The following is a 24,821-nucleotide window of genomic DNA, read 5'->3' on the forward strand; positions in this document are numbered from 1 at the left end:
CCGCTTCCGGTGCAAAACGGTCAGCCTCAAGAATATCGCATGATTCGAGCCCGCTGCGTGCGTGTATCGCCGTATTAGGAAACTGGCACACTCGATGCATTGGTCGTCATGCACCCGATCAGGGGTGCGACACCAACGATCCGAAGGACGCCATCATGCCATCGCTCATCCTGAACAGCTTCATCGCCGCCGCCATGGTCGTGACCGCTGCGCCGGCCCTCGCCGGCGAAACACAGCCGACCACGGCACTGAAATACGATGCAAAGACGCAGAAATATTGCCTGACCGATCCGGCCGTCACCGGCACACACCTCCAGCGCAAGACGTGCAAGAGCGCGACGCAGTGGAGCGCCGACGGACTCGACATGCCGAAGACGACGATGGCCGAGACCACGGTCCAGTCCACGACGGTGATGGTCGCGCAGAAGTGACGCGCCGCGGGCGGCGGCGGCACCGTACCGGTGCCGCCGCCGCCCTAGAGCCCGGTCATTTCGCCAACAAACGCTCGGCAAACGCGCGGACACCCGGGCCGATATCATCGCGCGACAAGGCAATCGCCAGATTGGCCTGGATATACCCGCCCTTGTCGCCGCAGTCATAGCGCTGGCCGTCGAAGGTAAAGCCGTGGAACGGCTGGACACCGATAAGCTGCGCCATCGCGTCGGTCAGCTGGATCTCGTCGCCTGCGCCCTTCTCCTGCGTTTCGAGTATGCGCATCACCTCGGGCTGGAGAATATAGCGACCGGGGATCATCAGGTTGGACGGTGCACTACCCCGTTTGGGCTTTTCCACCAGCGCCGTGACTTCGGTCAGGCGCCCGTCGATCGCCCCCGGCGAGATGATGCCGTATTTATCGGTCTCCGAATCGGCGACCTCAAGTGCGCCGATGACGTTGCCGCCGACCTGATTATACGCCTCGACCATCTGCTTGAGGAAGCCGGGCGTCCCGACCATCAATTCGTCGGGGAGCAGCACGGCAAAGGGTTCGTCGCCGACGATCTCGCGCGCGCACCATACCGCATGGCCGAGACCGAGCGGTTCCTGCTGGCGCACATAGACCGGCGAACCCGGCTTCATCCGGATATGGCTGATCGCATCGAGCGATTTGCCGCGCGCCTTCATCGTATCCTCTAGCTCGTAGGAGATATCGAAATGATCCTCCAGCGAGCCCTTGTTGCGGCCCGTGACGAAGATGATCTGCTCGATCCCCGCCTCGAGTGCTTCCTCGACGGCATATTGGATCAACGGCTTGTCGACGACCGTCAGCATTTCCTTCGGCATCGCCTTGGTGGCGGGGAGGAAGCGCGTACCCAATCCTGCAACCGGGAAGACGGCCTTACGCAGCGGTTTGATGGTCATTCGAAACTCCAATATCTATGTCACGGCACTATCCGCCCCTGCCCACAGGTGCAAATCCCCCCGCACCCAGGGTGCAGATTGCCCCGCACCCAAGGTGCAGATTGCTACGATCGTTTAGCGCGCCGTTAAGCACGCTGCGCTAGAGGCGTTACATGCAAAAGATCCTCGTCATCTTCGGAACGCGCCCGGAAGCGATCAAACTCTTCCCGGTCATCCGGGCATTGGCGGCGCTTCCCGACGTGACGGTGCGGACCTGCGTCACCGCGCAGCACCGCGGGCTGCTCGACCAGGTGCTGGCAATCGCCGATCTCGCGCCCGACATCGATCTTGACCTGATGGAGCCCGGCCAGACGCTCGATCGCCTGACCGCGCGGCTCCTGACCGGGCTTGGCGACGTGATGGACGCCGAATCGCCCGATCTGGTCATCGTCCAGGGCGACACCGCGACCGCGATGACCGGCGCGCTCGCCGCCTATTATCGGAAGGTTCCGGTCGCGCATGTCGAAGCGGGACTGCGGTCAGGTGATATTTATCATCCCTGGCCCGAAGAGGTGAACCGCCGGATCGTCGCACCGATCGCCGCGCTCCACCTCGCGCCGACCGAGACGTCGGCCGAGGCGCTCCGCCGCGAGACGATCGCACCCGACACGATCCACGTCACCGGGAATACCGTGATCGACGCGCTGCACTGGACCAGCGCGCGGGTTGCCGCCGATCCCGCGCTTGCCGCCGGCCTCGACGACATCGCCGCCCGGTTCGCGGGCAAGCGGATCATCCTGGTGACGACGCATCGCCGTGAGAATTTCGGTGACGGCATGGCCGCGATCGCACGCGCGATCGGCCGCATCGCCGAGCGGGACGACGTGGCGGTGCTGTTTCCGGTTCATCCGAACCCCAATGTCGTGTCGGTGATGGACGCCATCCTGGGCGAACGCGCGAACGTCGCACGGATCGCACCGCTCGACTATCCGCACTTCGTCCGCGCGCTCGGGATGGCGAACATCGTCCTGACCGATTCGGGCGGCGTGCAGGAGGAAGCGCCCGCACTCGGCAAGCCCGTGCTGGTGATGCGCGAGACGACCGAGCGCCCCGAGGGGGTGGCGGCGGGCACCGCCAAGCTGATCGGCACCGACGAAGATCGCATCGTTGCCGAGATAGTCGCGCTCCTCGACGATGAACCAGCCTATGCGGCGATGGCCCGCGCGCACAATCCGTTCGGCGATGGCCACGCCGCCCAACGGATCGCGACGATCATCGCCGATCTGTTTACCCCCGCCAACGCACAGGGACCCGCCGCGCATGCTCACCGAGACTGAACTCACCGTCGTCGTCATGGGGCTCGGCTATATCGGCCTGCCGACCGCCGCGGTAATCGCGCGGACCGGCGCGCGCGTGCTTGGCGTCGACGTAACCGAGCCGGTGGTCGAAACCGTCAATTCGGGCCGCGTCCATATCGAGGAGGTCGATCTCGACGGGCTCGTCTCGGGCGTGGTGGCGCGTGGTACGTTGCGCGCCTCGACCGTGATCGAGCCTGCCGACGTCTTCGTCATCGCGGTGCCGACGCCGTTCGACGACGATCACGCGCCCGACATCGGCTATGTCCTCGATGCCGCGACGACGATCGCCACGGTCTTGAAGGCCGGCGACACGATCATTCTCGAATCGACCTCCCCGGTCGGCACCACCGAGCGCGTGCGCGACCTGCTGGCCCGGCTCCGCCCGGATATCCGCGTGCCCGGCCGCGCGGGTGAGCAGGCGGATATCGCGATCGCCTATTGCCCGGAGCGCGTGTTGCCCGGCCGCATCCTGGTCGAGCTGATCGACAACGACCGCGTCATCGGCGGGATCACGCCGCGGTGCGCGCGAAAGGCCCTCACCTTCTACCGCCGCTTCGTCCGCGGCGCCTGCGTCACCACCACCGCGCGCGCCGCGGAAATGACCAAGCTGACCGAGAACGCGTTTCGCGACGTCAATATCGCCTTCGCCAACGAATTATCGCTGATCGCCGACACGATGGGCGTCGATGTGTGGGAGGTGATCCGCCTCGCCAACCGTCACCCGCGCGTAAACATCCTCCAGCCGGGCCCCGGCGTCGGCGGGCATTGCATCGCGGTCGACCCCTGGTTCCTGGTCCATGCCGCGCCCGACCAGACGCCCCTGATCCGGACCGCGCGCGAGGTCAATGACGGCAAGACCAATCACGTCATCGCGCAGGTCGCGGCGCTGGTCGACTCGATGCCCGGCGCACCGGTCGCGTGCCTCGGCCTCGCGTTCAAGGCGAATATTGACGACTTCCGCGAGAGTCCCGCGCTGAAGGTCGCGCAGGCCGTCGCAAACGCTTTCGGCGACCGGGTCCGGATCGTCGAACCCTATGCCCGAACGCTCCCCGCGGCGCTGGCCCATAGCGGCGCGACGCTGATCGATGTCGATACCGCGATCGAGACCTGTCCGATCATGGTCGTGCTGGTCGATCACGACGTCTTCAAGTCGATCCCTCTGGAAGAGCGCGCCGACAAACTGGTGCTCGATACACGCGGAATCTGGCCGGATCAGCCCCGCGCGTCGCCCGATCGGCGATAGTCAGCGAAGCGGCTCGTTCCGGGTCGCCACGACCGGCGGGATGAGGGGCCGGGCCGGGGTGGCGGCGATCGTCCGCGCCACCGCGTCCAGCGTGTCGGCGCGCGCTTTCGACGAGGCATGCGTCCGGCTGCGGAACAGCCCGCCATCAACCGTGCCACCCTTGTGTCGCCAGAACGCGGGCGCGGACATCGGATCATAACCGGCATTGGCGAGCAGGTAGATCCCGAGCAGGTCGGCCTGGTCTTCGGTTTCGCGGATCAGGCGGCCGTTGCGCCCGAGCTCCGCAAGCAGCCCCCGATTGATCTTCACGGCATCCAGCCGCGTGCGATGCCGCAGGATGTTGTGCGCGAGTTCATGCGCCACGACGACCGCAATTTCGGCATCGGTATAGCCCTCGAAAAACCGCTCGCCGATCTGCACCACGGATCCGTCGGCGCTCGCGTCAAGCCCGCTGCCGAGCAGAATCTCGAACCGCGATCGGCAGCCGGTCACCGGGTTTACCGCGATGGTCTGTCGGCGTCCCTGGCGCAGCACCGTCAACTGCAGCGGCCGACTCGGTGTGGCATCGGCGATCGTCGCTTCGGCGATGTCGCGACTCGCCGCGTTCTCGGGGGCGTCGGCAGCGGGCAAGCCCGGCAATGCGACATCGCCGATTGCCGCCAGGGAATCGTTCGCGCGAATCCCGGCGCGATCTGCCGGCGCGCCCGCCACCACCGCCTCGACGCCGATCAGCGACTCGAATCCGAACGCCGTCGCCGCCGGTCCGCGCGCTGCCGGGCCATATTGCGTCAACGCGTGGATCGGCATGCCGATCTGCGGCTGGACCCGGTCGCACAGCGCCGCATTGGCGGTCGTCAGCCGGTACGCGATCGTCGCCAGCCGCAGGTCCGCGGTCCGCAGAGCCTCGAAGAACGCTGGGGGCGGCGCGGCTTCCGGGGCGGGTGCGGCGGCGGTCAGCAGGAGAAGCGGCAACAGCCGGGCGGTAAGCGTCATAGCCTTGCATTAGCCGCGTCCGGCGACCGCGTCATGCGCACAAAGCTGGTCGCGGCCACGGGTCGGCGCGCGAACGTTGCGACCTGCCGCGTAACCCGGTACGCGCCACACCTCCGTGGTATTGCAGTTCGATACCGCACTGCACACATCTCGGCTTCATGATTTCAAAGCTTTTCAAGTCTCGCACCGCTGCCAAGGCGTCAGCCCCCTCCGTGCCCGAAGGCCAGCGCGTCTATGCGGTCGGCGACATCCATGGCTGCGCCGACCTACTCGACGAGTTGATCGCGCTGATCGACGCGGACGATGCCGAACGCGGCCCAGCCGACACCCTGCTAATCTTCCTTGGCGACCTGGTGGATCGTGGTCCCGCCTCGGCGGCGGTGATCGAGCGGTTGCGCACGCTGTCGGCGACTCGCGGCAACGTCCGATGTCTGCTCGGCAATCACGAGGAGATATTTCTGGGCGCGCTCGACGGTGAACCCAAGGCGTTGCGGCTGTTCTGCCGAATCGGCGGGCGTGAGACCGTGCTGAGCTACGGTATGGAATCGACCGAATATGAGCGGCTCGACTATGAGGAGCTCGTCCATCGTCTTACCGATCTCGTCCCGGGCGAGCATCGCGCATTCGTCGGCAACTTCGAGGACATGATCGTGATTGGCGACTATGCCTTCGTCCACGCCGGGGTGCGCCCCGACGCCCCGCTCGACCGTCAACGCACGGCCGACCTGCGCTGGATCCGCGATCCGTTTCTCGACCATCGCACCAGGCTGGAAAAGACGATTGTCCACGGCCATACGATGACCGACGACATCGAGCATCGCACGCACCGGATCGGCGTCGACACCGGCGCTTACAAATCCGGCAAGCTTACGGCTCTGGGGTTGGAAGGCAGCGATGTCTGGCATCTTCAGACCGCCGGACCGAGCCTTGAAGATGCTTCGACCTAGATCCGCGCTGTTTCAGCCGGTATTTATCACATCTGAGCGCCACGCCCCCTTCTCGAATTTCGGGCAGCCGCTATAGAGCGCAATGGCAGATGCATGTTGCACTGCCGCAACAGTGGGGAACGCTTCCGTTCCTTACCGGTTACGTTGGTTGCCATGTCACTGGTTTCGTGCCATTGGCAGCGCGACGAGCACAAAGGGAGTTCATCATGCGTCTTGGGAAGTACATCCTGACCGCAGCAGCCGCCACGATGGCAGTTGCTCCGGCCATGGCAGCAAATCCAGCAGCCAACCTGTCGGTTTCGAAGTCGGTTCGCACCGGTTCGGCGTCGGCAAAGAAGAACGAGCTTGCTGGCGGCGGCATCATCGTTGCCATCCTGGCAGCGGCTGCAGTCGTAGCCGGGATCGTCATCGTTGCAGACAACGACGACAACTCGGACAGCAACTAAGTCTAACGACTTCGTTGAAGGAAATAGCGGTCTTCGGGCCGCTATTTTTTTGCCCGGACTCCGTCACTCGCCGGCAGCGCATCGGAAGGTCCGCTCGGTGAGGTCCGCTCCGCAGACGCGCGCATGCGTTGGGCGCCGATTCTGCTCGGCGCGTCAGGTGCCAGACGACGCGTCTGGATCGAAGGACACGGCATGGACGAACTGACGCTTACCGTGGTCGGGATCGACTTTCCCAACGCAGACCGGAGCGGGAGCAACCGACGGATGGAGCTGATGCTCTGCACACCGGGCGAACCGGTCGAGCTCCGTCGCGAGCCGAAGAACCCGCATGACGCCAATGCCGTGGCGGTCTTCAGCGAACGCGGTGTGCAGATGGGATATCTTTCCGCCGAGCGCGCACCGCTGATCGGCCGGCGGATGCAGCAGGAGGGGTATGTCGCGGTGTTCCAGGCGCTGGTCGGCAGCATGGGCTATCTCCGCCTCCGCTTTGGCGGCGGCATGCCGACGCTCCCCCGTCCAAGCGAGGCGGAAACACCCGCGCCCGGCCGCACCGCCGCGTTCGATCCGGACGCCTTCTATCCCGATCCCGAAGGCCCCGAATGGGGAGCCTGAATCGCGCGCCGCGCTAGATCCCCTGTGCGCTGACGATTCGCCCGGTCGCTTCGAGATCGCGCGTCAAATCGGCCATGCAGCGGTCGACCAGCGCCTCGTCCGAACTCCGCACGACGAAGTTCGCACCCGTCCGCCCGTCGCGGAAGAACGGATAGCTGCCGATCGCGACGCCTTCATGCGTCTTCTCGGCGTCGCGCAGCAGATCGGCGACTTCGCTCTCCGCCACCCAGCAACCGATCGTCTTCGACACCACCGGGCGCCCGCCCTCGAGCGTCCCGGTCAGCGCGTCGAGCATCCCCGCGGTGATGTGCGGCACCCCCGCCATGATGAAGATGTTGCCGATCCGGATCCCCGGCGCGCCCGACACCTTGTTGTCGATCAGGTCCGCGCCGACCGGCACGCGCGCCATCCGCGCGCGCGTCTCGGTCAGCCCGCCGCGAGTCGCGTAATAGGCCTCCAGCACCGCCATCGCACGTGGATGATGCTCGACCGCGACGCCCAGCGCCTCGGCGATCGCATCCACGGTGATGTCGTCGTGAGTCGGCCCGATCCCGCCGGTCGTGAACAGATAATCGTTGCGTGCGCGCAGCGTGTTGACCGCCTCGACGATCGCCTCGGTCTTGTCGGCGACCACGCGCACTTCGGCGAGGCGGATGCCATGCACGTTGAGCCAGGCCGCGATCTGCGCGACGTTCTTGTCCTGCGTGCGGCCCGACAGGATCTCGTCACCGATGATCGTCAGCGCGGCGGTCCAGATGCGTTCTTGTGCCATGCCCCCGCATAGCCTCGCAAAAGAGCCGTCGCTACGCTATATCGCGCGGCATGACCGAATATGTAACCGTCACCTCGGACCAGCCCGACGCGCGCACCGGCGCCATCAAACTGCACGGCGCGTCGGCGTTCGCCGGCATGATGAAGGCGGGCCAGCTCGCCGCCGAGACGCTCGACATGATCGTGCCGCACATGGTGCCCGGCGTCACCACCGCCGAGATCGACCGGCTGATCTACGACTTCATCATCGCCGGCAGCGGCGTGCCCGCGACGCTCGGCTATCGCGGCTATACGCACAGCGTCTGCATCTCGATCAACCATGTCGTCTGCCACGGCATCCCGAGCGAGAAGGCGCTGAAATCGGGCGATATCGTCAATGTCGACGTCACGCCGTTGCTCGACGGCTGGCATGGCGACACGAGCCGGATGTACCTGATCGGCGACGTGCCGATCAAGGCGCGCCGCCTCGTCGAGGTGACGTATGAATGCCTGATGCTCGGCATCGAGCAGGCCAAGCCCGGCAACCGGATGGGCGACGTCGCCAACGCGATCCAGCGGCATGCGGAGAAGCACCGCTACGGCGTGGTCCGCGATTTCTGCGGTCACGGCGTCGGCCGGCTGTTCCACGACGCGCCCGAGGTCGTCCATGTCGGCAAGCCCGGCACCGGCCCCGAACTGCGCCCCGGCATGATCTTCACGATCGAACCGATGATCAACATCGGCCGCCCCGACGTAAAGCTGCTCGACGACGGCTGGACGGCGGTGACGCGCGACCGCTCACTGTCGGCGCAGTTCGAACATTCGATCGGCATCACCGAGACCGGCTGCGACATCTTCACGCTCAGCCCCAAGGGCTACACGCAGCCGCCCTACGTCTGAGCGGCGCTAGCGCGGGTCGTTTAGTCGGCGGGTCGCATTGCTGCAAACGCGGTCATTGCCGCGCATCGCCTGGTTTCCGTCATCCTGACTTTCGGCAGGATGACGGAATACTGGAACGGCCCCATCTCCCGCCGAGCTTTGCGCCTTGGCCAACCATACGCTGGCCGCGCTCGTCTCTTCCGGTATTGAAACAGCGCGCGATTTATCCACCCGCGTAGCCTATTCGCTCCGCTGGCAATGAACGTCGACCACGTTGGCGCTGCTTGTCGTTGTCGGGTCACGACGCCATCGATCCGAATCGGCGTCAACTGGTCGAAACGTTCTTCACCGTGCAATCGGTGATGACGTGGCCGCCATAGTCGAACGATCCCTTGCCGTTCCAGTCCTTGGTCACCGCGAGCGCCGCGCTGAAATGGGCGAGATACGATCCGATTGCGGGCGGCGGCACCGACACGACATATTGCCCAGTAAGATGCACGAGCAGCGTGTCCTGTCCGAAGCCGGTGTGCAGGATCGCACCCGTGATATAGGGAATCATCGTCGTTCCATAAGGTGGCGGCAGCGCCTGCGTGATCTGCGCCGATCCGGCAACCTGTCCGGTTACGGCATTCACGCCCAGATCGAGATGAAGTACCGGCGCACCGGCGAACCCGGCGTGCTGAACCTGCAGCTTTACTTGATAAAACCCCACCGACTCGGTCATGAATAGTTCCTCCTGTGGATCCTTGCTGGTCCTGTAGTGGATTTCCTCATAGCGCGACTGGCGAGTCCAGCGAGATTGGGTCCGAAACGAATGCGGCGAAGCCATCTGGACTTGGCCGTGACCTTTCGCGTGAATCTGACGCACAAAGGGTGACGCGGCCCCTCGCCGCCGCTATCTGCCCCCGCATGACCGAGATCACGCCCCAGATCGTCGCCGACCACGGCCTGTCCCCCGAAGAATATGAGCGCGTCCTGCACGCGATCGGCCGCGAGCCCAATCTCGTCGAGCTCGGCATCTTCTCGGTGATGTGGTCCGAGCATTGCAGCTACAAGTCGAGCAAGATCCACCTGATGAAGCTGCCCACCAAGGGCCCCCGCGTCATCTGCGGCCCGGGCGAGAATGCCGGCGTCGTCGATATCGGCGACAACCAGGCGGCGATCTTCAAGATGGAGAGCCACAACCACCCGTCCTATATCGAGCCCTATCAGGGCGCGGCGACCGGCGTCGGCGGCATCCTGCGCGACGTCTTCACGATGGGCGCGCGGCCGATCGCCAACCTGAACGCGCTGCGCTTCGGCCGGCCCGATCACCCGAAGATGCGCCACCTGATCTCGGGCGTCGTCCACGGCATCGGCGGCTACGGCAATTGCGTCGGCGTGCCGACCGTCGGCGGCGAAGTGAACTTCCACAGCGCGTATGACGGCAACATCTTGGTCAACGCGATGACCGTCGGGATCGCCGATCAGGACAAGATCTTCTATTCGGCCGCCAGCGGCATCGGCAATCCGATCGTCTATGTCGGCTCCAAGACCGGTCGCGACGGCATCCACGGTGCGACGATGGCGAGCGCGGACTTCGGCGAGGATTCGGATGCCAAGCGCCCGACCGTCCAGGTCGGCGATCCCTTCACCGAAAAGCTGCTGATCGAGGCCTGCCTTGAGCTGATGGCGACCGACGTCATCGTCGCGATCCAGGATATGGGCGCCGCCGGCCTCACCTCTTCGGCGGTGGAAATGGCGTCGAAGGGCGGCGTCGGCATCGAGCTGACGATGGACGACGTGCCGCAGCGCGAGACTGGCATGACGCCGTACGAGATGATGCTGAGCGAGAGCCAGGAGCGCATGCTCATGGTCCTCAAGCCCGGCCGCGAGGCCGAGGCCGAGGCGATCTTCAGGAAGTGGGAGCTCGATTTCGCGGTCATCGGCCGGGTCACCGACACCGGCCGCATGGTGCTGACGTTCAAGGGCGAGACGGTCTGCGACATTCCGCTCGGGCCGCTCGCCGACGAGGCGCCGCTCTACGATCGCCCGCACGTGCCGACGCCCAAGCCCGCGCCGCTCGAAAACGCGCCGCACAGCAACGACATCGCCGCCGATCTGGTAACGCTGATGGGCTCGCCCGACATCGCCTCGCGCCGCTGGATCTGGGAGCAGTATGACCACATGGTCGGCGCCGACACCGTCCAGCGCCCCGGTGGCGACGCCGCGGTCGTCCGCGTCCACGGCACGCAGAAGGCGCTGGCGATGACCACCGACTGCACGCCGCGCTATTGCTTTGCCGACCCCGTCGAGGGCGGCAAGCAGGCGGTCGCCGAAGCATGGCGCAACCTTACCGCGGTCGGCGCGCTGCCGCTGGCGGTGACGAACTGCCTCAACTTCGCCAACCCCCAGCGGCCCGAGATCATGGGCCAGATCGTCGGCTGCCTAGAGGGGATGAGCGACGCGTGCATCGCGCTCGACTTCCCGATCGTGTCGGGCAACGTCTCGCTCTACAATGAATCCAAGGCCACCGGCGGCGGCTCGGCGATCCTGCCGACTCCCGCGATCGGCGCGATCGGGTTGCTCGCGGACTGGCAGAAGAATGCGACGATCGCGTTCAAGGGCTCGGGCGACATCATCCTCGCGGTCGGCACGCGCGGCGGGCATCTCGGCCAGTCGCTGTGGCTGCGCGAGTGCCATGGCCGCGAGCAGCTCGACGCCGGCCCCCCGCCGCCCGTCGATCTCGCCGCCGAGCGCCGCGTGGGCGACCTGATCCGCGAGGCGATCAGCCTCGGCCAGCTGACCGCGGTCCATGACGTCTCCGACGGTGGCATCGCGGTGACGCTCGCCGAGATGGCGCTCGCGGGCGGCATCGGCGCGATGATCGACCGCAAGCAGCCGTTCGACTGCGCGCGCGCATTCTTCGCCGAGGATCAGGGCGTCTATATCGTCACCGTCGAGGACCATGCGATGCTCGACTTCCTCGGTGCGGCACACGCCGCCGACGTCGAAGCCGAACCGCTCGGGCGCACGGGCGGCAAGCGCCTGATCTTCGAGCGCCCCGACCGCGACGACGTCATCGCGCTGGAAACGCTCCGTACCGCGCACGAAGGCTTCTTCCCCAAGCTCATGGGCGTCGACGCCGCGCTGGCGTGACCGGATCGGGGCGCGAGTAAGTTAGAGCCCCCCCACACACAAACGCCCCCCCCGGTGAAGGCCGGGGCCCAATTGGAATGGCCGCAGTAACCTCGCGCTGCCATCCTTACCAAAGCCCTCCCATTTGGGCCCCGGCCTTCGCCGGGGTGGTCGCAGTTGTGGAGCACGGACGCCCAGCACGAACCGCGCCTTGCTCCCCCGCGAAGGCGGGGGCCCAGACTGGACTCCCGCCTTCGCGGGAGAACAAGAAATCCGCGCCCCCCCAGAACCCGTCCTGACGGTGCGCACAGCGACCGCACATCCCTGCGATCCAAAATCGCGCTGTCCTACGCCCCCCGGCTATGCGAGCAGGCCGGAATGGCACCGCCGCTCCCCTCACCCACTCCAACGCCGTCGCCCGACGCCATGCCGGTCCGCCATCAAGACACGCGTGAGCGTGTGAACTTCCTGATCTTCACTTTTCCCGCATGACCCCCGCCCCCGCCAGAATCGCCACGCTGGACGTCATCCGCGGCGTCGCCGTCATGGGTATCCTCGCCGCCAACATCGCCGCGTTCGGCTTGCCCGAATTCGCCTATATGACCCCCGCGTCGATGGGCTGGCCGAGCACCCCCGACCTGATCGCTTGGGTCACCACCTTCATCGTCATCGACGGCAAGATGCGCGGGCTGTTCTCGTTCCTGTTCGGCGCGTCGATGATGCTGGTGATCGACCGTGCGCGGGCGCGCGACGAAGACCCCGCCACGGTGCATCTGTGGCGGATGGCGTGGCTGTTCGTGTTCGGCATCGCGCACCTCTATCTGCTCTGGTGGGGCGACATCCTGACGCAGTACGCGCTCGTCGGCGCGTTCGCCTTCATGTTCGTGCGGCTGCCGGTGCGGTGGCTGATCGGAATCGGGCTCGCCTGCATCGCGGTGCAGATGGTCGAACTCACGACGCTGGTAGCGTATGCGTTCGATCTGCACGCTTCCGCCCATAAAGCCGGCGCCGCGCCCCGCGTCGTCGCGAACTGGCAGCGTCTGGCGGATCAATTTGGCCAGCCCAGCCCCGCCGTCATCGCCCGAGACCTCGCGATCGGACGCGGCGGATGGCGCGATCTGGTCGCATGGCGCTGGACGCACGCGGCCGGCCCGATCACGTCGCTCACGGTCAACGGACCCGAGACGCTAGGGTTCATGCTGTTCGGCATGGCCGGGCTGCGATCGGGGTTCCTGACCGGCCAATGGACACGGCGACGCTATCGGGTGATCGCGGTCGCCGGGATCGGGATCGGCTGGCTCTGCTATGCGGCGATCGCGGCCTTCGCCATCGCCCACCGATTCGACGCGCGCTACGTCGCGCTATCGTGGCTGGCGCTCGCGGCACCGCTCCGGCCGCCGACGATCATGGGCTATGCCGCCGCGATCATCCTGCTTGCCCGTCCCGGCGGCTGGCTGACGCCCCGCTTCTCGGCAGCCGGTCGGATGGCGTTCTCCAACTATCTCGGCACCACGCTGATCTGCACCACCGTCTTTTACGGCTACGGACTAGGCCTCTACGGCGGCCTGTCCCGCGCGCAGCTCTATCTGATTGTGGTCGCGGTCTGGCTGCTGATGCTCGCGTGGTCGAAGCCCTGGCTCGATCGGTTCCGCTACGGTCCGCTCGAATGGTTGTGGCGAAGTTTCGCGCGATTCGCGTGGCAGCCCATGCGAGGTTCCGCGTTCACGGTGAACCGATGACGCTTGTTGCGAACGCGACGCAATTTAGCTTGCGAGCGTGTCGCATTAGCTATACCTGAGTCGCAGAGCGAGGGAGCATTCATGGTCGTCTGCGTTTGCAATGCCATACGAGAATCCGACGTCCGCAGCTGCGCACGTGGTGGCTGCACGACCCCCTGCCAGGCGTTCCGGTCGATGGGCCGCACACCCAAATGCGGCCAATGCGCGTCGATAGCGCGAGCGATTATCGACGAGGAACGCGCTGCTGCATAAGCGTCGCAGCAGCTGACAAAGCCCAGAAAACTGCCATTCTTTGGGGTTGTATTGATCTGCGTCAGCCCGCTACATGACCGTCAGAGGTGACGGAGATATGGCCATGCGCGGCGACCCACAAGTAATCGACTATCTGAACGAGGCGCTCAAGAACGAGCTGACCGCGGTCAACCAATATTGGCTCCATTACCGGATGCTCGAGCATTGGGGCGTCTACAAGCTCGCCCAATATGAGCGGATGGAGTCGATCGACGAGATGAAGCATGCCGACTGGTTGTCGGAGCGCATCCTGTTTCTCGATGGCTTGCCCAACTTCCAGCTGCTCGGTCGCCTCCGCATCGGCGAGACCGTCGAGGAGGTCCTGAAGTCGGATCTCGCGCTCGAGGTTGAGGCGACCGTCCAGCTCAAGGGCGCGATCTCCTACTGCGAAGAGGTCAAGGATTACATCAGCCGCGACCTGTTCGCGCGGATCCTCGCGAGCGAGGAAGAGCATGTCGACACGCTTGAGCGCCAGTTCGAGATGATCGCGCGGATGGGCATCCACAACTACATCCAGCTGAACTCGATCTCCGAGCATGACTCGCCCAAGGCTGGCGCGGCACCGTATCTGAAGGGGTAATCACCTGAGGCGGTAATCACCAGGCGATGCCCCTGCCGGGTATCGCCTGTGCCTATCGGGCGGCCTGTATGCTCCCCCGTGCGGGCGAGGACGGGTCGGCTCGATCCTAGTGTTCGCCGAAACTGGTCGGCACGGCGCGACGGCCGAAACCACCCGCTACGGGCTTCCGCGCGATGATCGGGTTGGCCTCACGCTCGAGCAGCGTCAGTGTCTGGTCGAAGAGCGGGCGCAGGTTGACGATATGCTCCAGCGCCTCTTCGGGTGTGTCCTGCATCTCCACGCAGTCGCGCGCGATCGTCTCGATCGCCTCGGCCAGATCGGCGAGCGGCTCGGCTCCGAACTGCCGCGCTTCGCCCTTGAGCGTATGCGCCGGGATCACCATCGCGGCTGCGCTCAGCGACCGCATCGCGGCCTCGATCGACGCGACAGATTTCACGCCGTCCTCGCGAAAATAGCCGAGGATACGGACAAACCCGGCACCGAGTTCAGCCCGCGCCTGCGAAAATGCCGGCCAGTTGACCAAGGTGCTTCCTTCGAACGACACTGTCGCCTTCTCCCGTTGAGCAATAGCGCCACGAAGCTCAGAACCGCAACTTAGCCGGTCCGAGTAAATACAATGTTGTCACACTACCGACAAGTGACGACAAAGATCGGGTAAAAATTGTCCAAAACGATCTTCACCTCGGCATTCGACGCCTCGGCGACCGCCGAGAGTTCGGCCGGGGCCTGCGGGTCGTCGGCAAGTACCTCGACATGCCGCGCACCGTCGCGCAACGCGCGCGCCAGCCGCACCGCCGGCCAGGGACAGCGCATTCCCCGGGCATCGATGTGGACCACCCCGTACACCAGCGTCTAGCTGCCGCCGCCGCCCTTGCCATTATCGTCATACGGGTTCTTCGGTGCGCGGAACATCAGGCGCACTGGCACCGCGCCGAAGCCGAGGTCCTTGCGCATCGAATTGACCAGATACCGCTCATAGCTGGCGGGGAGCTGATCGACGCGCGTACCGAAGATGACGAAGCTTGGCGGGCGCGTCTTGACCTGCGTGACGTAGCGCATCTTGATCCGCTTGCCGCCCGGGGCCGGCGGCGGGGTCGCCTCGATCGCGCGCTCGAACCAGCGATTGAGTTCCCCGGTGCCGACGCGCTTCGACCACGCATCGCGCGTGTCGAAACACGCCTGGAGCAGCTGGTCGATGCCCTTGCCGGTCGCGCCGGACACGGTCATCACGGTGACGCCCTTGACCTGGCTGAGGCCATCCTCGAGCGCGCGCTTGACGCCGTTGAACAGCGACGACGCGCTTTCGGCAATATCCCATTTGTTCAGCGCGATGACGAGCGCGCGGCCTTCCTGCAGCACCTTGTCGGCGATGCGGAGATCTTGCGCCTCGAGCCCGAGCGTGGCGTCGAGCAGCAGCACGACAACCTCGGCGAAGTCGACCGCATGAAGCGCGTCCTCGACCGACATCTTCTCGAGCTTGTCCTGCACCTTGGCGCGCTTGCGCATGCCCGCGGTGTCGATCAGCCGCACCTTGCGCGCTTCGCCACCGGTCGGGTGCCAGTCGTAATCGACGCTGATCGAATCGCGCGTGATACCGGCCTCCGGACCGGTGATCATGCGGTCCTCGCCGAGGATGCGATTGACGAGCGTCGACTTGCCCGCATTCGGGCGGCCGACGATCGCGAGCTTCAGCGGGCCTTCATATTCGTTATCGGGCTGTTCCTCGGGCGGCTCTTCCTTGCCTTCGAGCAGCGGGAGCAGGCCTTCGAACAGGTCGCCCAGGCCTTCGCCATGCTCAGCGGACAACTGCACCGGATCGCCAAAGCCGAGGGCGAGCGACTCGAGGATACCGTCTTCGCCTGCCCGGCCTTCGGCCTTGTTGGCGACGAGGATGACCGGAACGTCGGCGGTACGCAGCCAGCGCGCAATCTCCTCGTCGAGGGGCACGATCCCGGCGCGCGCGTCGAACAGGAACAGCGCGACATCGGCCTGCTCGACCGCGGCTTCGGTCTGCTGGCGCATCCGGCCGGGCAGCGTCTGCGCGTCGTGGTCTTCGTAGCCGGCGGTGTCGATGATGCGGAATTCGAGCCCGATCAACGACGCATCGCCCTCGCGTCGATCACGCGTGACACCGGGCCGGTCGTCGACCAGCGCGAGCTTCTTGCCGACGAGGCGGTTGAACAGGGTCGACTTGCCGACATTTGGGCGGCCGACGATCGCGACCACGGGGAGTTTGGACATGGCAGGCCCTTAGCGCGTGTCGCGGCAAAGGTCACCTAGTCCCTATCCCGTCGGGACATGGGGAAGCGACATAGTCACGTTACGGTGAGGGCAACGTGTCGAAGCGTCACCCTCACCCTTCCTTACCTTCAATGTGGCCCCCTTCCCGCTTCCGACGGACGAGGGAGTTTTATCACCGGTAAGCGGTGACCTTGCCCTTCTGGTCGAGCGTATAGAGCGTCGAGTTCGCGACGATCGGCGGCAGCGAGAAAGGCGTCTTCGTCTCGATCGTTGCGCTGATCGTGCCATCGGTCGGCGAAACGAAATTGATCTCGCCGCGCGAGTTTGTCAGGATCAAGCGGTTGCCGGCCAGTATCGGGCCGAACCACGTGATCGCGTTGCTGCGCTTCTTCTCGTTCTGAAACCGCTTCAACTGCGCGATCCAGCGGGCCTTGCCGTTCGAACGCGACAGGCAGACGAGCTTGGCGTCGTCGGTGACCACGAACAGCCATTCCCCCGCGATCCAAGGCGTCGAAATGCCCGCGAAGTTCTGCTCCCATAGGCGCTGTCCGGTCGACAGTTCGAGTGCGACCATGCGCCCCCCCTGCCCGACTGCATAGACGCGGCCGCCGTCGATCACCGGTGCGGCATCGATATCGGACAGGCTCGACACCGAAGTGGTGACCGAGGTGCGCGACAAGGCGTCCTGCCACAGAATGCGGCCATTCTCGTAGCGATAGGCGCTGAGCTCGCCGCTGGAGAAACCCGCGACGACGGTACCCTGGCTTACCGCGGGGGCCGCGACACCGAACACGCCCTGCGTCTCGAGTGTCCCCGACTGGACCCACTGGACCTTGCCGTCGGTCTGGTTGAGCGAGAAGACTTGGTTGTCCTGGGTCAGAACGTACACCGCGCCATTGGCGACGGTCGGTGCGCCCCGCAACGGCGCGCCGGGCTTGGCACGCCACAAGATCTTGCCATCTGCCGCGCTCATCGCGACGACATCGCCGACGCCGTCGGTGGCATAGAGCTTGCCGTCGTCATAGCTGACGCCGCCACCGAAGCGCGCGGCACGGTTTATATCGCCTTCGGTGATCCCTGCGCTCCACAACGCCGCACCGGTATCGGCGGTGAACGCGTGGATCGTCGCGGTGACGTCGGTCACGAACAGCTTGCCGTCGGCGACGACGGGGGCGGCACCCAGCCGTTCGCGGTTCGAGCCGCCGTCGATCCCCGACTGCCACAGCCGCTTGGGCTGATCGGCAAGCGCGAGCTGGCCCATCGACTTGGCGGGGTTGCCACCGGGCTGCGACCAAGCATCGTTGACCGCAGGCGCGGGCAGCAGGACCTGCACATCGGCAATCGTCTTGTCGGTCTCGACCTCGTTTTCCGAGACCAGGATCGACACGCGATCACCCAGCGTAGGCGTCTTCTTGCCGCCGCCCTTGAAGATTCCGCAACCGCTGAGCGCCACCAACGCGGCGACGGCGACCGTCACCCGATATGTCTTCATCATTGCGCCTTGGTATCCTCGTTTGATGCGGCCGGAGCGATCACTCTGGCGGTCGGCCCGTCGGTAGAACCTTGGCTGCCAACAGCGTCCACGCCCAGTACGCCGGCCATCTGAACCGCACGTTGACGGATCGTCTCTGGTACGCCGGTATCGCGCGCGATCTGGCCGAACAACGCGCCCGCCTGCTGCCGCTGGTTCATCCGGAGAAAGGAAATCGCGACCATCTCACCCGCGCTACCGAGCCATGCACCACCGGGAACGGCGAGTGGACGGAGGCGCTCGACGACGACCTGCGGCTTCAGTGTATCGAACTCGGCCGAGGTCTGGCGGACCAAAGCGAGATCGCGGAACGGCTTGGCCAGCGACGCATCGGCGGCGATCGTGCCGAGCTTGGCCGCGGCTGCCTTCAGGTCGTTCTTCTGAAGCAGGATATCGGCCTGCGTGAACAGCGCGAGCGCACGGTAGCCGTCACGGTTCGACTTGGCGAGCTCGGCGAGCGGCTTCGACGCAGCAGCGGCATTGTTCGCGCCTAGCGAATCGTAGGCAGCCTGAAGCTGCTCACCGGCGACGCCGGCGGCCTCGCCATCGCGATGCTGCCAGTAGAGGAAGCCAGCAAACGCAGCGAGTGCGGCGACGACGCCAATCGCGACCCATTTGCCCCAAGTCGTCCAGAATCCGGCGAGTTGGTCACGGCGGAGTTCTTCGTCGACCTCGCGCAAAAATGCTTCATCGGTTTTCGGCGGGAGGGCCAAGGACAGCTCCGGAATATTTGGGGATGGACGGCGCGGACCTTAGCCGCGCCGGGACCGAAACGGAAGCGGATCAATCCTTGGGGGCGTAGACCTGCTCAGGCCCCGGAAATGCGCGGGTGCGGACGTCCTCGGCATAGGTCTGCGCCGCCGACGCGATCGTATCGGCGATATCGGCAAAGCGCTTCACGAACTTGGCGGTCCGCTCGAACATCCCCAGCATGTCCTCGGCGACCAGCACCTGCCCGTCGCACTGCGCCGACGCACCGATGCCGATCGTCGGGCAGGCGATCGTGGTGGTGATCTCGATCGCGATCGGCTCGACCACGCCCTCGATCACCAGCGCGAAGGCGCCGGCTTCGGCGATGCTCTGCGCGTCGGCGACGATCTTGGCCGCTTCCTCGGGCGTGCGACCACGCGCGCCGTAGCCGCCGAGCACGTTCACCGCCTGCGGGGTAAGGCCGACATGCCCCATCACCGGAATGCCACGCTCGGTCAGGAACTTGACGGTCGGCGCCATCGCGGTGCCGCCCTCGAGCTTTACCGCTGCCGCGCCGGTCTGTTTCAGCAACCACGCCGCGCTCTCGAACGCCTTTTCAGGCGAGGCTTCATAGCTGCCGAACGGCATGTCGATCACGACCACCGCATGATAGCTGCCGCGCACGACAGCCGCGCCGTGAGCGGCCATCATCTCGAGCGTGACGGGGACGGTCGACGGCAGGCCGTAGACCACTTGCCCCAGACTGTCGCCGACGAGCAGCATATCGCAGTGCGGATCGAGCAACTGCGCGGTCCGCACGGTATAGGCGGTGAGCATGACGAGCGGCGTCTTGCCCTTCTGCCGTCGGATCGCGGGAATCGTCAGGCGCTTGAGCGGCGCCGGCGTCGGGTTCGCGCGACTCGTCGCGGTGTCGAGGGTGTAGGTCGTGGACATGGCCGCTTTCTAGCGTGGGACCTTGGGCTCGCCCAGCCTTCCCATCGTCGGGCTTGCGGGCATCAGACCGCCCACCCCTTCAGCCGCGCATGGCCGACGAGCCAGATCGTGAATACCGCGATCGCGGCGATGAGGAGGGGGAAGACGAGCGTCTCGCCCGCGCCCTTGTGCGCGATGATATCGGTCGAGGCGAACAGCCAGGCGAACTGCGCGGTCGTCGCGACCAACGAGGCGATCAGGAATGGGCGGGCGGTAGCCCGTCGCATGAACAGCAGGACGCTACCCACTAGTCCGGTCAGCACGGCGATGGCGAACAGCGGCTCATACCAAGCGGGCAACGCCGCATAGAGCGCCCGATCATAGGCGGTCGCATGGCCCACAGCGTCGGCGCCGAGCCGTACCTGTTGCAAGCACATGAAGCATCCGACGAGCGCCCAGAGGACGAGCACGCCTGTTGTAAGTCGAAACCACAAGGGTCCCTGTCGTACGAAGAACATAGCGCCACCCCTGTTGTCTCCGGGTAACAGACTGCGCCGCGCAGAGGGTACAGGCAATAGGGCCCCGATATGCGGCAAGATGACGTCGTCTCGGAACCGGAGAGACGTCGGGAGCTTCCGACTGCGACGTCCCTCCGGGCCATGTTCACGGTTTATCGCGTGCAACCTGAACGCGTCGTGACAGTTTGCGAATGGCGATCAGAACGACCGCGAGACGGTCAGGCCATAGGTGCGCGGATCGCCCGGCTGACCGACGACCAATCCGGTGCTGCCGGATTGCAGCGCGAGCACTTCATAATAATTGTGGTCAAACGCGTTGCGCAGCCAGCCGAATACGTTCCAGCTGTCCTTCGCCTTGAATCCAAGACGGAAGTTGCTGAGCGCGTACCCGTTGATGTCGGTATACGCGGAGCGTGACGGGTTCGAAGAGAAGGTCGACCGGTAGCTGCCGTCATAGCCGAGATAGACCTGCCCATCGAGCCCGGCGAACGACGCCGGCAGGTCGTATTCCGCGCCGTAGGAGAACGCCCATTTCGAGACGCCGGGCAGGCGCTGGCCGGAGATGTCGCAATTGAGCGGGCTGACCGTCCCAGTGCCAGCCGCTCCCGCCGGGCTGGTCGCGGTCGGCGCGGAGCCGCCGGAGAGTTCGGGCGGGCACGGCGCGTCGACGAACCTGACGTATTTCGCATCGGTATACGCACCATTCGCATAGATGCTGAACCGCGACGACGGACGGAAGGCCGAGTCGAATTCGAGGCCGCGCGTGCGGACCTTGCCGGCGTTGGCGAGATACCCACGCAGCACGCCGAGCTGGCCGTTGGTGACGGTCGCCTGGTAATCGCTGATCTCGGTCCAGAAAGCGGCGAGGTTGAGCGTCAGCCGACGATCGAACAGCTGCGTCTTCAGGCCAAGTTCGAAGTGATTCACCTTTTCGGGCTTTACGGTCGCGGCAGACAGGATCGGCGCGTTGTCAAGGTCGAGCGGCAGGCCGGACAGGTTGATGCCGCCCGATTTATAGCTGCGCGCGTAAGTGGCATAGGCGTGGATGTCGGACGTCACGGTGTACGCGGCCGTGATGTCACCCGACAGGTTCCAGTTGTCGAAGTTCGGCCGATAGCTTTGCGGGGCGAGCACGCCGCACTGGTCCCTGACGACGCTGCTCGCCCCCTGTGCGGTGGCCGAGCAGTTGAGCGCCACGCCGGTGCCGGTCGTCACGGTCGAGACGTAGTCACCATTCTTCTTGTCGTAGTTGAGCCGCAGTCCGGGCGCGATCTGAAGCCGGTCGGTGACATGCCAGGTGAGCTTACCGAACAACGCCGCACTGGTGTTGGTGAAGCCGATCGTGTTGCGCGAGGTCAGACCGTTCAGCACGGCAGGGTTGCGGCTGTTGGCGCTGGTCGGGTTGAGCAGATAGGCGCTTGCCGCCGGGCCCTGGACCTGGAGGCCCTGCGTATCGATCGTCTGGTAGAAATAGAACGCGCCGAGCACGTAATCGAGCGTGTGCTTGCCGTTCGACGCGATCCGCAGCTCCTGGCTGTACTGCGTCTGCTGCGACGGATTGGCGGAGACGGTGGTGATCGGCAGGCCGATAAAATCGCGGTCGTTCGACGGATCCCAGTTCCAGAACCGCCAGGCGCTGACCGAGGTGATCGTCGCCGCACCCAGATCCAGATTGCCAAGCAGCGACACCCCGCCCAATTCCTGCCTCGCGCGCAGCGGCGTGTCGACATCAGTGATCCGATCGAATGCATTCGTCGATGGCACGACATAGCCTTGCGCAGCGGCGAGTGCGGCATATTGCCGCGTGAGCGGCCGCTGGGTGGCGCCGGTGCGTGCGTAATATTGCACGCAGCAATTTGGATTCTGCTGGCCGTAATCGCCTGACAGGACCAGATCGAGCGTGTCGGTCGGTTTCCAGTAGAGCTGTCCGCGCACGCTCTTATTGTCCTGCGCGTTGAGGTTTTTGCCCGTCGCGACGTTGTGGATCGTGCCATCGCGCTCGGTAATCGCCGCCGACAGCCGGATTGCGAGCTTGTCGCGGACCAGCGGGCCCGACACCGATGCCTTTGCCTGGATGAACTGATAATTGCCGGTCGTGAGTTCGATCCGCGCCTCGGGCGTGAAGCTGGGTTTGCGCGTGTAGATGTTGATGGCGCCGGCGGTCGTGTTCTTGCCGTAGAGCGTACCCTGTGGTCCGCGCAGAACTTCGATCCGCTCGGTGTCGGTGAAATCGAACGTCGCCGATGCGATCCGGCTGTAATAGACCTGATCGACATAAATGCCGACGCCTTGCTCGATCCCGTCGTTGGTCAGGCCGAACGGCGCGCCGAGACCGCGTATGTTGGCGGCAGAGTTGCGCGGGTTGGTCGAGTAGAATTGCAGCGTCGGCTGGAGCTGCGTCAACCGGCTGACGTTATACGCGCCGGTCTCGGCGAGCGCGGTGCCGCCGATCACCGACATTGCGATCGGGACCGTCTGGATGGTCTCGGCACGACGGCGGGCGGTAACGACGATGTCCCCCCCGCCGCCCTGCTGCTGGTTGCCGAGCCGCCCGCGCGCCTGCTCATCGACCGGGGCTTGCGGGGCAGTAGGCGGAGTGGAGGACGATGGAACGGTGGCGGCCTGACCGGCCAACAGCAGAGCGAGCGTAAACGACATCGAGTATTTCCCCTGAACCCTGGTGCATAATGTCCAGTAATTCAGGGGGGATTCAATGTGGCTGTGTCTTGGGTCTTGGAAAGCCGGACTTCGCCGCTGTCGACTCGAACGTCGGCTGCCTTTGTCGGGAGCCAGTCATCCCCAGGGAGGCGGGGATCCAGAGACACAAAGGTCAGCTATTTACGAGTCCCCGCCTCCGCGGGAATGACGATCGCGAGCAATCGCCCACGCCGCCTCTCCCGCCGGGAAATGCCGTTTTAGACCAGGCGGCTCTGCTTGACCGCGGCTTCGATGAAGCTGGCGAACAGCGGGTGCGGATCGAACGGCTTAGACTTCAGCTCCGGGTGGAACTGGACGCCGACGAACCACGGATGATCGGGACGCTCGACGATCTCGGGCAGTGTGCCGTCGGGCGACATGCCCGAAAAGACGAGGCCGCCCTGCTCGAGCGCTTCCTTGTAGCCGGTGTTCACTTCGTAGCGGTGACGATGACGCTCCGAAATATCGGTCCCGCCATAGATCGACGCGACCACGCTGTTGCCGTCGAGCTTTGCATCATACGCGCCGAGCCGCATCGTGCCGCCCATGTCGCCCTCGGCCGCGCGCGTTTCGAGGCCCTCGCGCCCCATCCATTCGGTGATCATACCGACCACCGGCTCGTCCGTCGGGCCGAACTCGGTCGACGAGGCAGCGGGAACGCCGCCAAGACCGCGAGCGCCCTCGACGCACGCCATCTGCATGCCGAAGCAGATTCCAAAATACGGAATTTTCCGCTCGCGCGCGAACTTGACCGAGGCGATCTTGCCCTCTGCGCCACGCTCGCCGAACGCGCCCGGCACGAGGATCGCGTCGCACGGCTCAAGCTGCCCGGCGATGTCGCTTTCGGCGTTCTCGAACAATTCGGCGTCGATCCAGCGGACGTTGACCTTGACGCGGTTGGCGATGCCGCCATGCACGAGCGCCTCGTTGAGCGACTTGTACGCGTCCTGCAGGCCGACATATTTGCCGACCACGCCGATCGTGACCTCCCCCTGCGGATTGGTCAGCCGGTCCATGATCTCGGTCCAGCGCGACAGGTCAGGCGCCGCGGCCGGTTCGATCCCGAACGCGCGGAGCACTTCGATGTCGAGGCCTTCGCCGTGATACTGGAGCGGCACCGCATAGATGCTCTTCGCGTCGAGCGCGGGGATGACCGCGCTGGCGGGCACGTTGCAGAACAGCGCGATCTTGGCGCGCTCCGACGGCGGCAGCGGATGCTCGCAACGGCATACCAGCACGTCGGGCTGAACGCCGAGCGCGGCCAGTTCGCGGACCGAATGCTGCGTCGGCTTGGTCTTCAGTTCGCCCGCGGCGGCGATGTAGGGGACCAGAGTCACGTGGATGCTGATCGCCTTGCCGCGGCCTTCCTCGTTTTTAAGCTGGCGAATCGCCTCGATGAACGGCAGCGATTCGATATCGCCGACGGTGCCGCCGATCTCGCACAGCACGAAATCGAGATCGTCGGTCTCCGCCCGTGCGAACGCCTTGATCGCGTCGGTGACGTGCGGGATGACCTGCACGGTCGCGCCAAGATAGTCGCCGCGCCGCTCGCGGGCGATGATCTGCTGATAGATGCGCCCCGAGGTGACGTTGTCCGACTGACGCGACGGAACGCCGGTGAAGCGCTCGTAATGGCCGAGATCGAGATCGGTCTCGGCGCCGTCGTCGGTGACGTAGACCTCGCCGTGCTGATAGGGCGACATCGTGCCGGGATCGACGTTCAAATACGGATCGAACTTCCGGATCCTGACGCTGTAGCCGCGTGCCTGGAGGAGAGCGGCAAGCGATGCCGCCATGAGACCTTTACCGAGCGACGAAACCACGCCCCCGGTGATGAAAATGTACCGAGCCATGGGAAGAGTCTCGTAGCGTGTGTTGGGGACGAACGACAAGAGCCCCGCGGTTCACGCAGGGGCTA

The 24,821-nt window shown here is 65.3% G+C and carries 24 protein-coding genes; 11 read left to right on the forward strand and 13 right to left on the reverse strand.

The window, feature by feature from the left end:
* Positions 1 to 155 precede the first annotated feature (155 nt).
* On the forward strand, positions 156 to 431 hold the full coding sequence (locus ASE88_RS06220; protein WP_055879545.1) for a hypothetical protein: 276 nt from the start codon (positions 156 to 158) through the stop codon (positions 429 to 431).
* Between the two features lie 55 nt (positions 432 to 486).
* On the opposite strand, the gene galU is transcribed toward ASE88_RS06220, so the two are convergent.
* Complete coding sequence (galU, locus tag ASE88_RS06225) at positions 487 to 1,359, reverse strand: UTP--glucose-1-phosphate uridylyltransferase GalU (RefSeq protein ID WP_055879542.1); 873 nt, start codon at positions 1,357 to 1,359, stop codon at positions 487 to 489.
* A 152-nt stretch (positions 1,360 to 1,511) separates the two neighbouring features.
* Here galU and wecB point away from each other — a divergent pair, with 152 nt between their 5' ends.
* Positions 1,512 to 2,675 carry a non-hydrolyzing UDP-N-acetylglucosamine 2-epimerase gene (wecB, locus tag ASE88_RS06230; protein ID WP_056476694.1) on the forward strand — a complete coding sequence of 388 codons (1,164 nt, stop codon included), beginning with the start codon at positions 1,512 to 1,514 and terminating at the stop codon, positions 2,673 to 2,675.
* Positions 2,659 to 3,939 carry a UDP-N-acetyl-D-mannosamine dehydrogenase gene (wecC, locus tag ASE88_RS06235; RefSeq protein ID WP_056476698.1) on the forward strand — a complete coding sequence of 427 codons (1,281 nt, stop codon included), beginning with the start codon at positions 2,659 to 2,661 and terminating at the stop codon, positions 3,937 to 3,939. The genes wecB and wecC overlap by 17 nt, the downstream gene beginning before the upstream one ends.
* Here the strand turns inward: wecC and ASE88_RS06240 are convergent, their stop codons facing one another.
* Positions 3,940 to 4,932: a M48 family metallopeptidase gene (locus tag ASE88_RS06240; RefSeq protein ID WP_056476704.1), complete on the reverse strand. Its 993-nt coding sequence runs from the start codon at positions 4,930 to 4,932 to the stop codon at positions 3,940 to 3,942.
* Between the two features lie 158 nt (positions 4,933 to 5,090).
* Here ASE88_RS06240 and ASE88_RS06245 point away from each other — a divergent pair, with 158 nt between their 5' ends.
* The 3 genes from ASE88_RS06245 (at position 5,091) to ASE88_RS06255 (ending at position 6,937) form a co-directional block, all read left to right on the forward strand.
* Positions 5,091 to 5,879, forward strand: a complete 789-nt coding sequence (locus ASE88_RS06245) for a metallophosphoesterase family protein (RefSeq protein WP_056476707.1) — start codon at positions 5,091 to 5,093, stop codon at positions 5,877 to 5,879.
* 206 nt (positions 5,880 to 6,085) lie between these two features.
* The gene (locus ASE88_RS06250; RefSeq protein WP_056476711.1) at positions 6,086 to 6,325 is read left to right on the forward strand and encodes a hypothetical protein; all 240 of its coding nucleotides are present in this window, start codon (positions 6,086 to 6,088) and stop codon (positions 6,323 to 6,325) included.
* Between the two features lie 192 nt (positions 6,326 to 6,517).
* Positions 6,518 to 6,937 (forward strand): HIRAN domain-containing protein, encoded by a 420-nt coding sequence (locus tag ASE88_RS06255; protein ID WP_055879522.1) that lies wholly within the window; start codon positions 6,518 to 6,520, stop codon positions 6,935 to 6,937.
* Between the two features lie 13 nt (positions 6,938 to 6,950).
* Here the strand turns inward: ASE88_RS06255 and ASE88_RS06260 are convergent, their stop codons facing one another.
* Positions 6,951 to 7,709, reverse strand: coding sequence for a competence/damage-inducible protein A (locus ASE88_RS06260; protein WP_056476713.1), 759 nt, complete (start codon positions 7,707 to 7,709; stop codon positions 6,951 to 6,953).
* A gap of 50 nt (positions 7,710 to 7,759) precedes the next feature.
* Here ASE88_RS06260 and map point away from each other — a divergent pair, with 50 nt between their 5' ends.
* Positions 7,760 to 8,587 carry a type I methionyl aminopeptidase gene (map, locus tag ASE88_RS06265; protein ID WP_056476718.1) on the forward strand — a complete coding sequence of 276 codons (828 nt, stop codon included), beginning with the start codon at positions 7,760 to 7,762 and terminating at the stop codon, positions 8,585 to 8,587.
* Positions 8,588 to 8,891: 304 nt separating this feature from the next.
* Here map and ASE88_RS06270 read toward each other — a convergent pair whose 3' ends face one another.
* Positions 8,892 to 9,290: a DUF1842 domain-containing protein gene (locus ASE88_RS06270; RefSeq protein ID WP_055879511.1), complete on the reverse strand. Its 399-nt coding sequence runs from the start codon at positions 9,288 to 9,290 to the stop codon at positions 8,892 to 8,894.
* A 185-nt stretch (positions 9,291 to 9,475) separates the two neighbouring features.
* Between ASE88_RS06270 and purL the strand changes: the two genes are divergently transcribed.
* The 4 genes from purL to bfr all read left to right on the forward strand — a co-directional run bounded on the left by purL (position 9,476) and on the right by bfr (position 14,293).
* Positions 9,476 to 11,704, forward strand: a complete 2,229-nt coding sequence (gene purL / locus ASE88_RS06275; RefSeq protein ID WP_056476720.1) for a phosphoribosylformylglycinamidine synthase subunit PurL — start codon at positions 9,476 to 9,478, stop codon at positions 11,702 to 11,704.
* A gap of 467 nt (positions 11,705 to 12,171) precedes the next feature.
* A complete protein-coding gene (locus tag ASE88_RS06280) occupies positions 12,172 to 13,422 on the forward strand; it encodes a DUF418 domain-containing protein (RefSeq protein WP_056476726.1) in 1,251 nt (416 codons plus the stop codon).
* 81 nt (positions 13,423 to 13,503) lie between these two features.
* Complete coding sequence (locus ASE88_RS19420) at positions 13,504 to 13,674, forward strand: bacterioferritin-associated ferredoxin (protein ID WP_082463413.1); 171 nt, start codon at positions 13,504 to 13,506, stop codon at positions 13,672 to 13,674.
* Positions 13,675 to 13,777: 103 nt separating this feature from the next.
* Positions 13,778 to 14,293, forward strand: coding sequence for a bacterioferritin (bfr, locus tag ASE88_RS06285; RefSeq protein ID WP_055879504.1), 516 nt, complete (start codon positions 13,778 to 13,780; stop codon positions 14,291 to 14,293).
* A gap of 106 nt (positions 14,294 to 14,399) precedes the next feature.
* On the opposite strand, the gene ASE88_RS06290 is transcribed toward bfr, so the two are convergent.
* The 9 genes from ASE88_RS06290 to ASE88_RS06330 form a co-directional block, all read right to left on the reverse strand.
* The gene (locus ASE88_RS06290) at positions 14,400 to 14,837 is read right to left on the reverse strand and encodes an Hpt domain-containing protein (RefSeq protein ID WP_056476730.1); all 438 of its coding nucleotides are present in this window, start codon (positions 14,835 to 14,837) and stop codon (positions 14,400 to 14,402) included.
* An 83-nt stretch (positions 14,838 to 14,920) separates the two neighbouring features.
* Entirely contained in the window at positions 14,921 to 15,139 is a 219-nt protein-coding gene (locus ASE88_RS06295; protein ID WP_321163403.1) for a sulfurtransferase TusA family protein, read from the reverse strand.
* Between the two features lie 6 nt (positions 15,140 to 15,145).
* Positions 15,146 to 16,534, reverse strand: a complete 1,389-nt coding sequence (gene der / locus ASE88_RS06300) for a ribosome biogenesis GTPase Der (RefSeq protein WP_055879492.1) — start codon at positions 16,532 to 16,534, stop codon at positions 15,146 to 15,148.
* A gap of 172 nt (positions 16,535 to 16,706) precedes the next feature.
* Positions 16,707 to 18,029, reverse strand: a complete 1,323-nt coding sequence (locus ASE88_RS06305) for a PQQ-binding-like beta-propeller repeat protein (protein ID WP_055879489.1) — start codon at positions 18,027 to 18,029, stop codon at positions 16,707 to 16,709.
* Positions 18,026 to 18,778, reverse strand: coding sequence for a tetratricopeptide repeat protein (locus ASE88_RS06310; RefSeq protein WP_056476734.1), 753 nt, complete (start codon positions 18,776 to 18,778; stop codon positions 18,026 to 18,028). Before ASE88_RS06310 ends, ASE88_RS06305 begins: the two co-directional genes overlap by 4 nt.
* A gap of 70 nt (positions 18,779 to 18,848) precedes the next feature.
* Positions 18,849 to 19,709: a 3-methyl-2-oxobutanoate hydroxymethyltransferase gene (panB, locus tag ASE88_RS06315; protein WP_055879481.1), complete on the reverse strand. Its 861-nt coding sequence runs from the start codon at positions 19,707 to 19,709 to the stop codon at positions 18,849 to 18,851.
* Between the two features lie 62 nt (positions 19,710 to 19,771).
* Positions 19,772 to 20,125: a hypothetical protein gene (locus ASE88_RS06320; protein ID WP_235525797.1), complete on the reverse strand. Its 354-nt coding sequence runs from the start codon at positions 20,123 to 20,125 to the stop codon at positions 19,772 to 19,774.
* Between the two features lie 279 nt (positions 20,126 to 20,404).
* The gene (locus tag ASE88_RS06325) at positions 20,405 to 22,864 is read right to left on the reverse strand and encodes a TonB-dependent receptor (protein WP_056476736.1); all 2,460 of its coding nucleotides are present in this window, start codon (positions 22,862 to 22,864) and stop codon (positions 20,405 to 20,407) included.
* Positions 22,865 to 23,121: 257 nt separating this feature from the next.
* Positions 23,122 to 24,756: a CTP synthase gene (locus ASE88_RS06330; protein WP_056476739.1), complete on the reverse strand. Its 1,635-nt coding sequence runs from the start codon at positions 24,754 to 24,756 to the stop codon at positions 23,122 to 23,124.
* Between the last annotated feature and the right edge of the window lie 65 nt (positions 24,757 to 24,821).

It is taken from the genome of Sphingomonas sp. Leaf38, from assembly GCF_001421825.1.
Lineage (GTDB): Bacteria > Pseudomonadota > Alphaproteobacteria > Sphingomonadales > Sphingomonadaceae > Sphingomonas.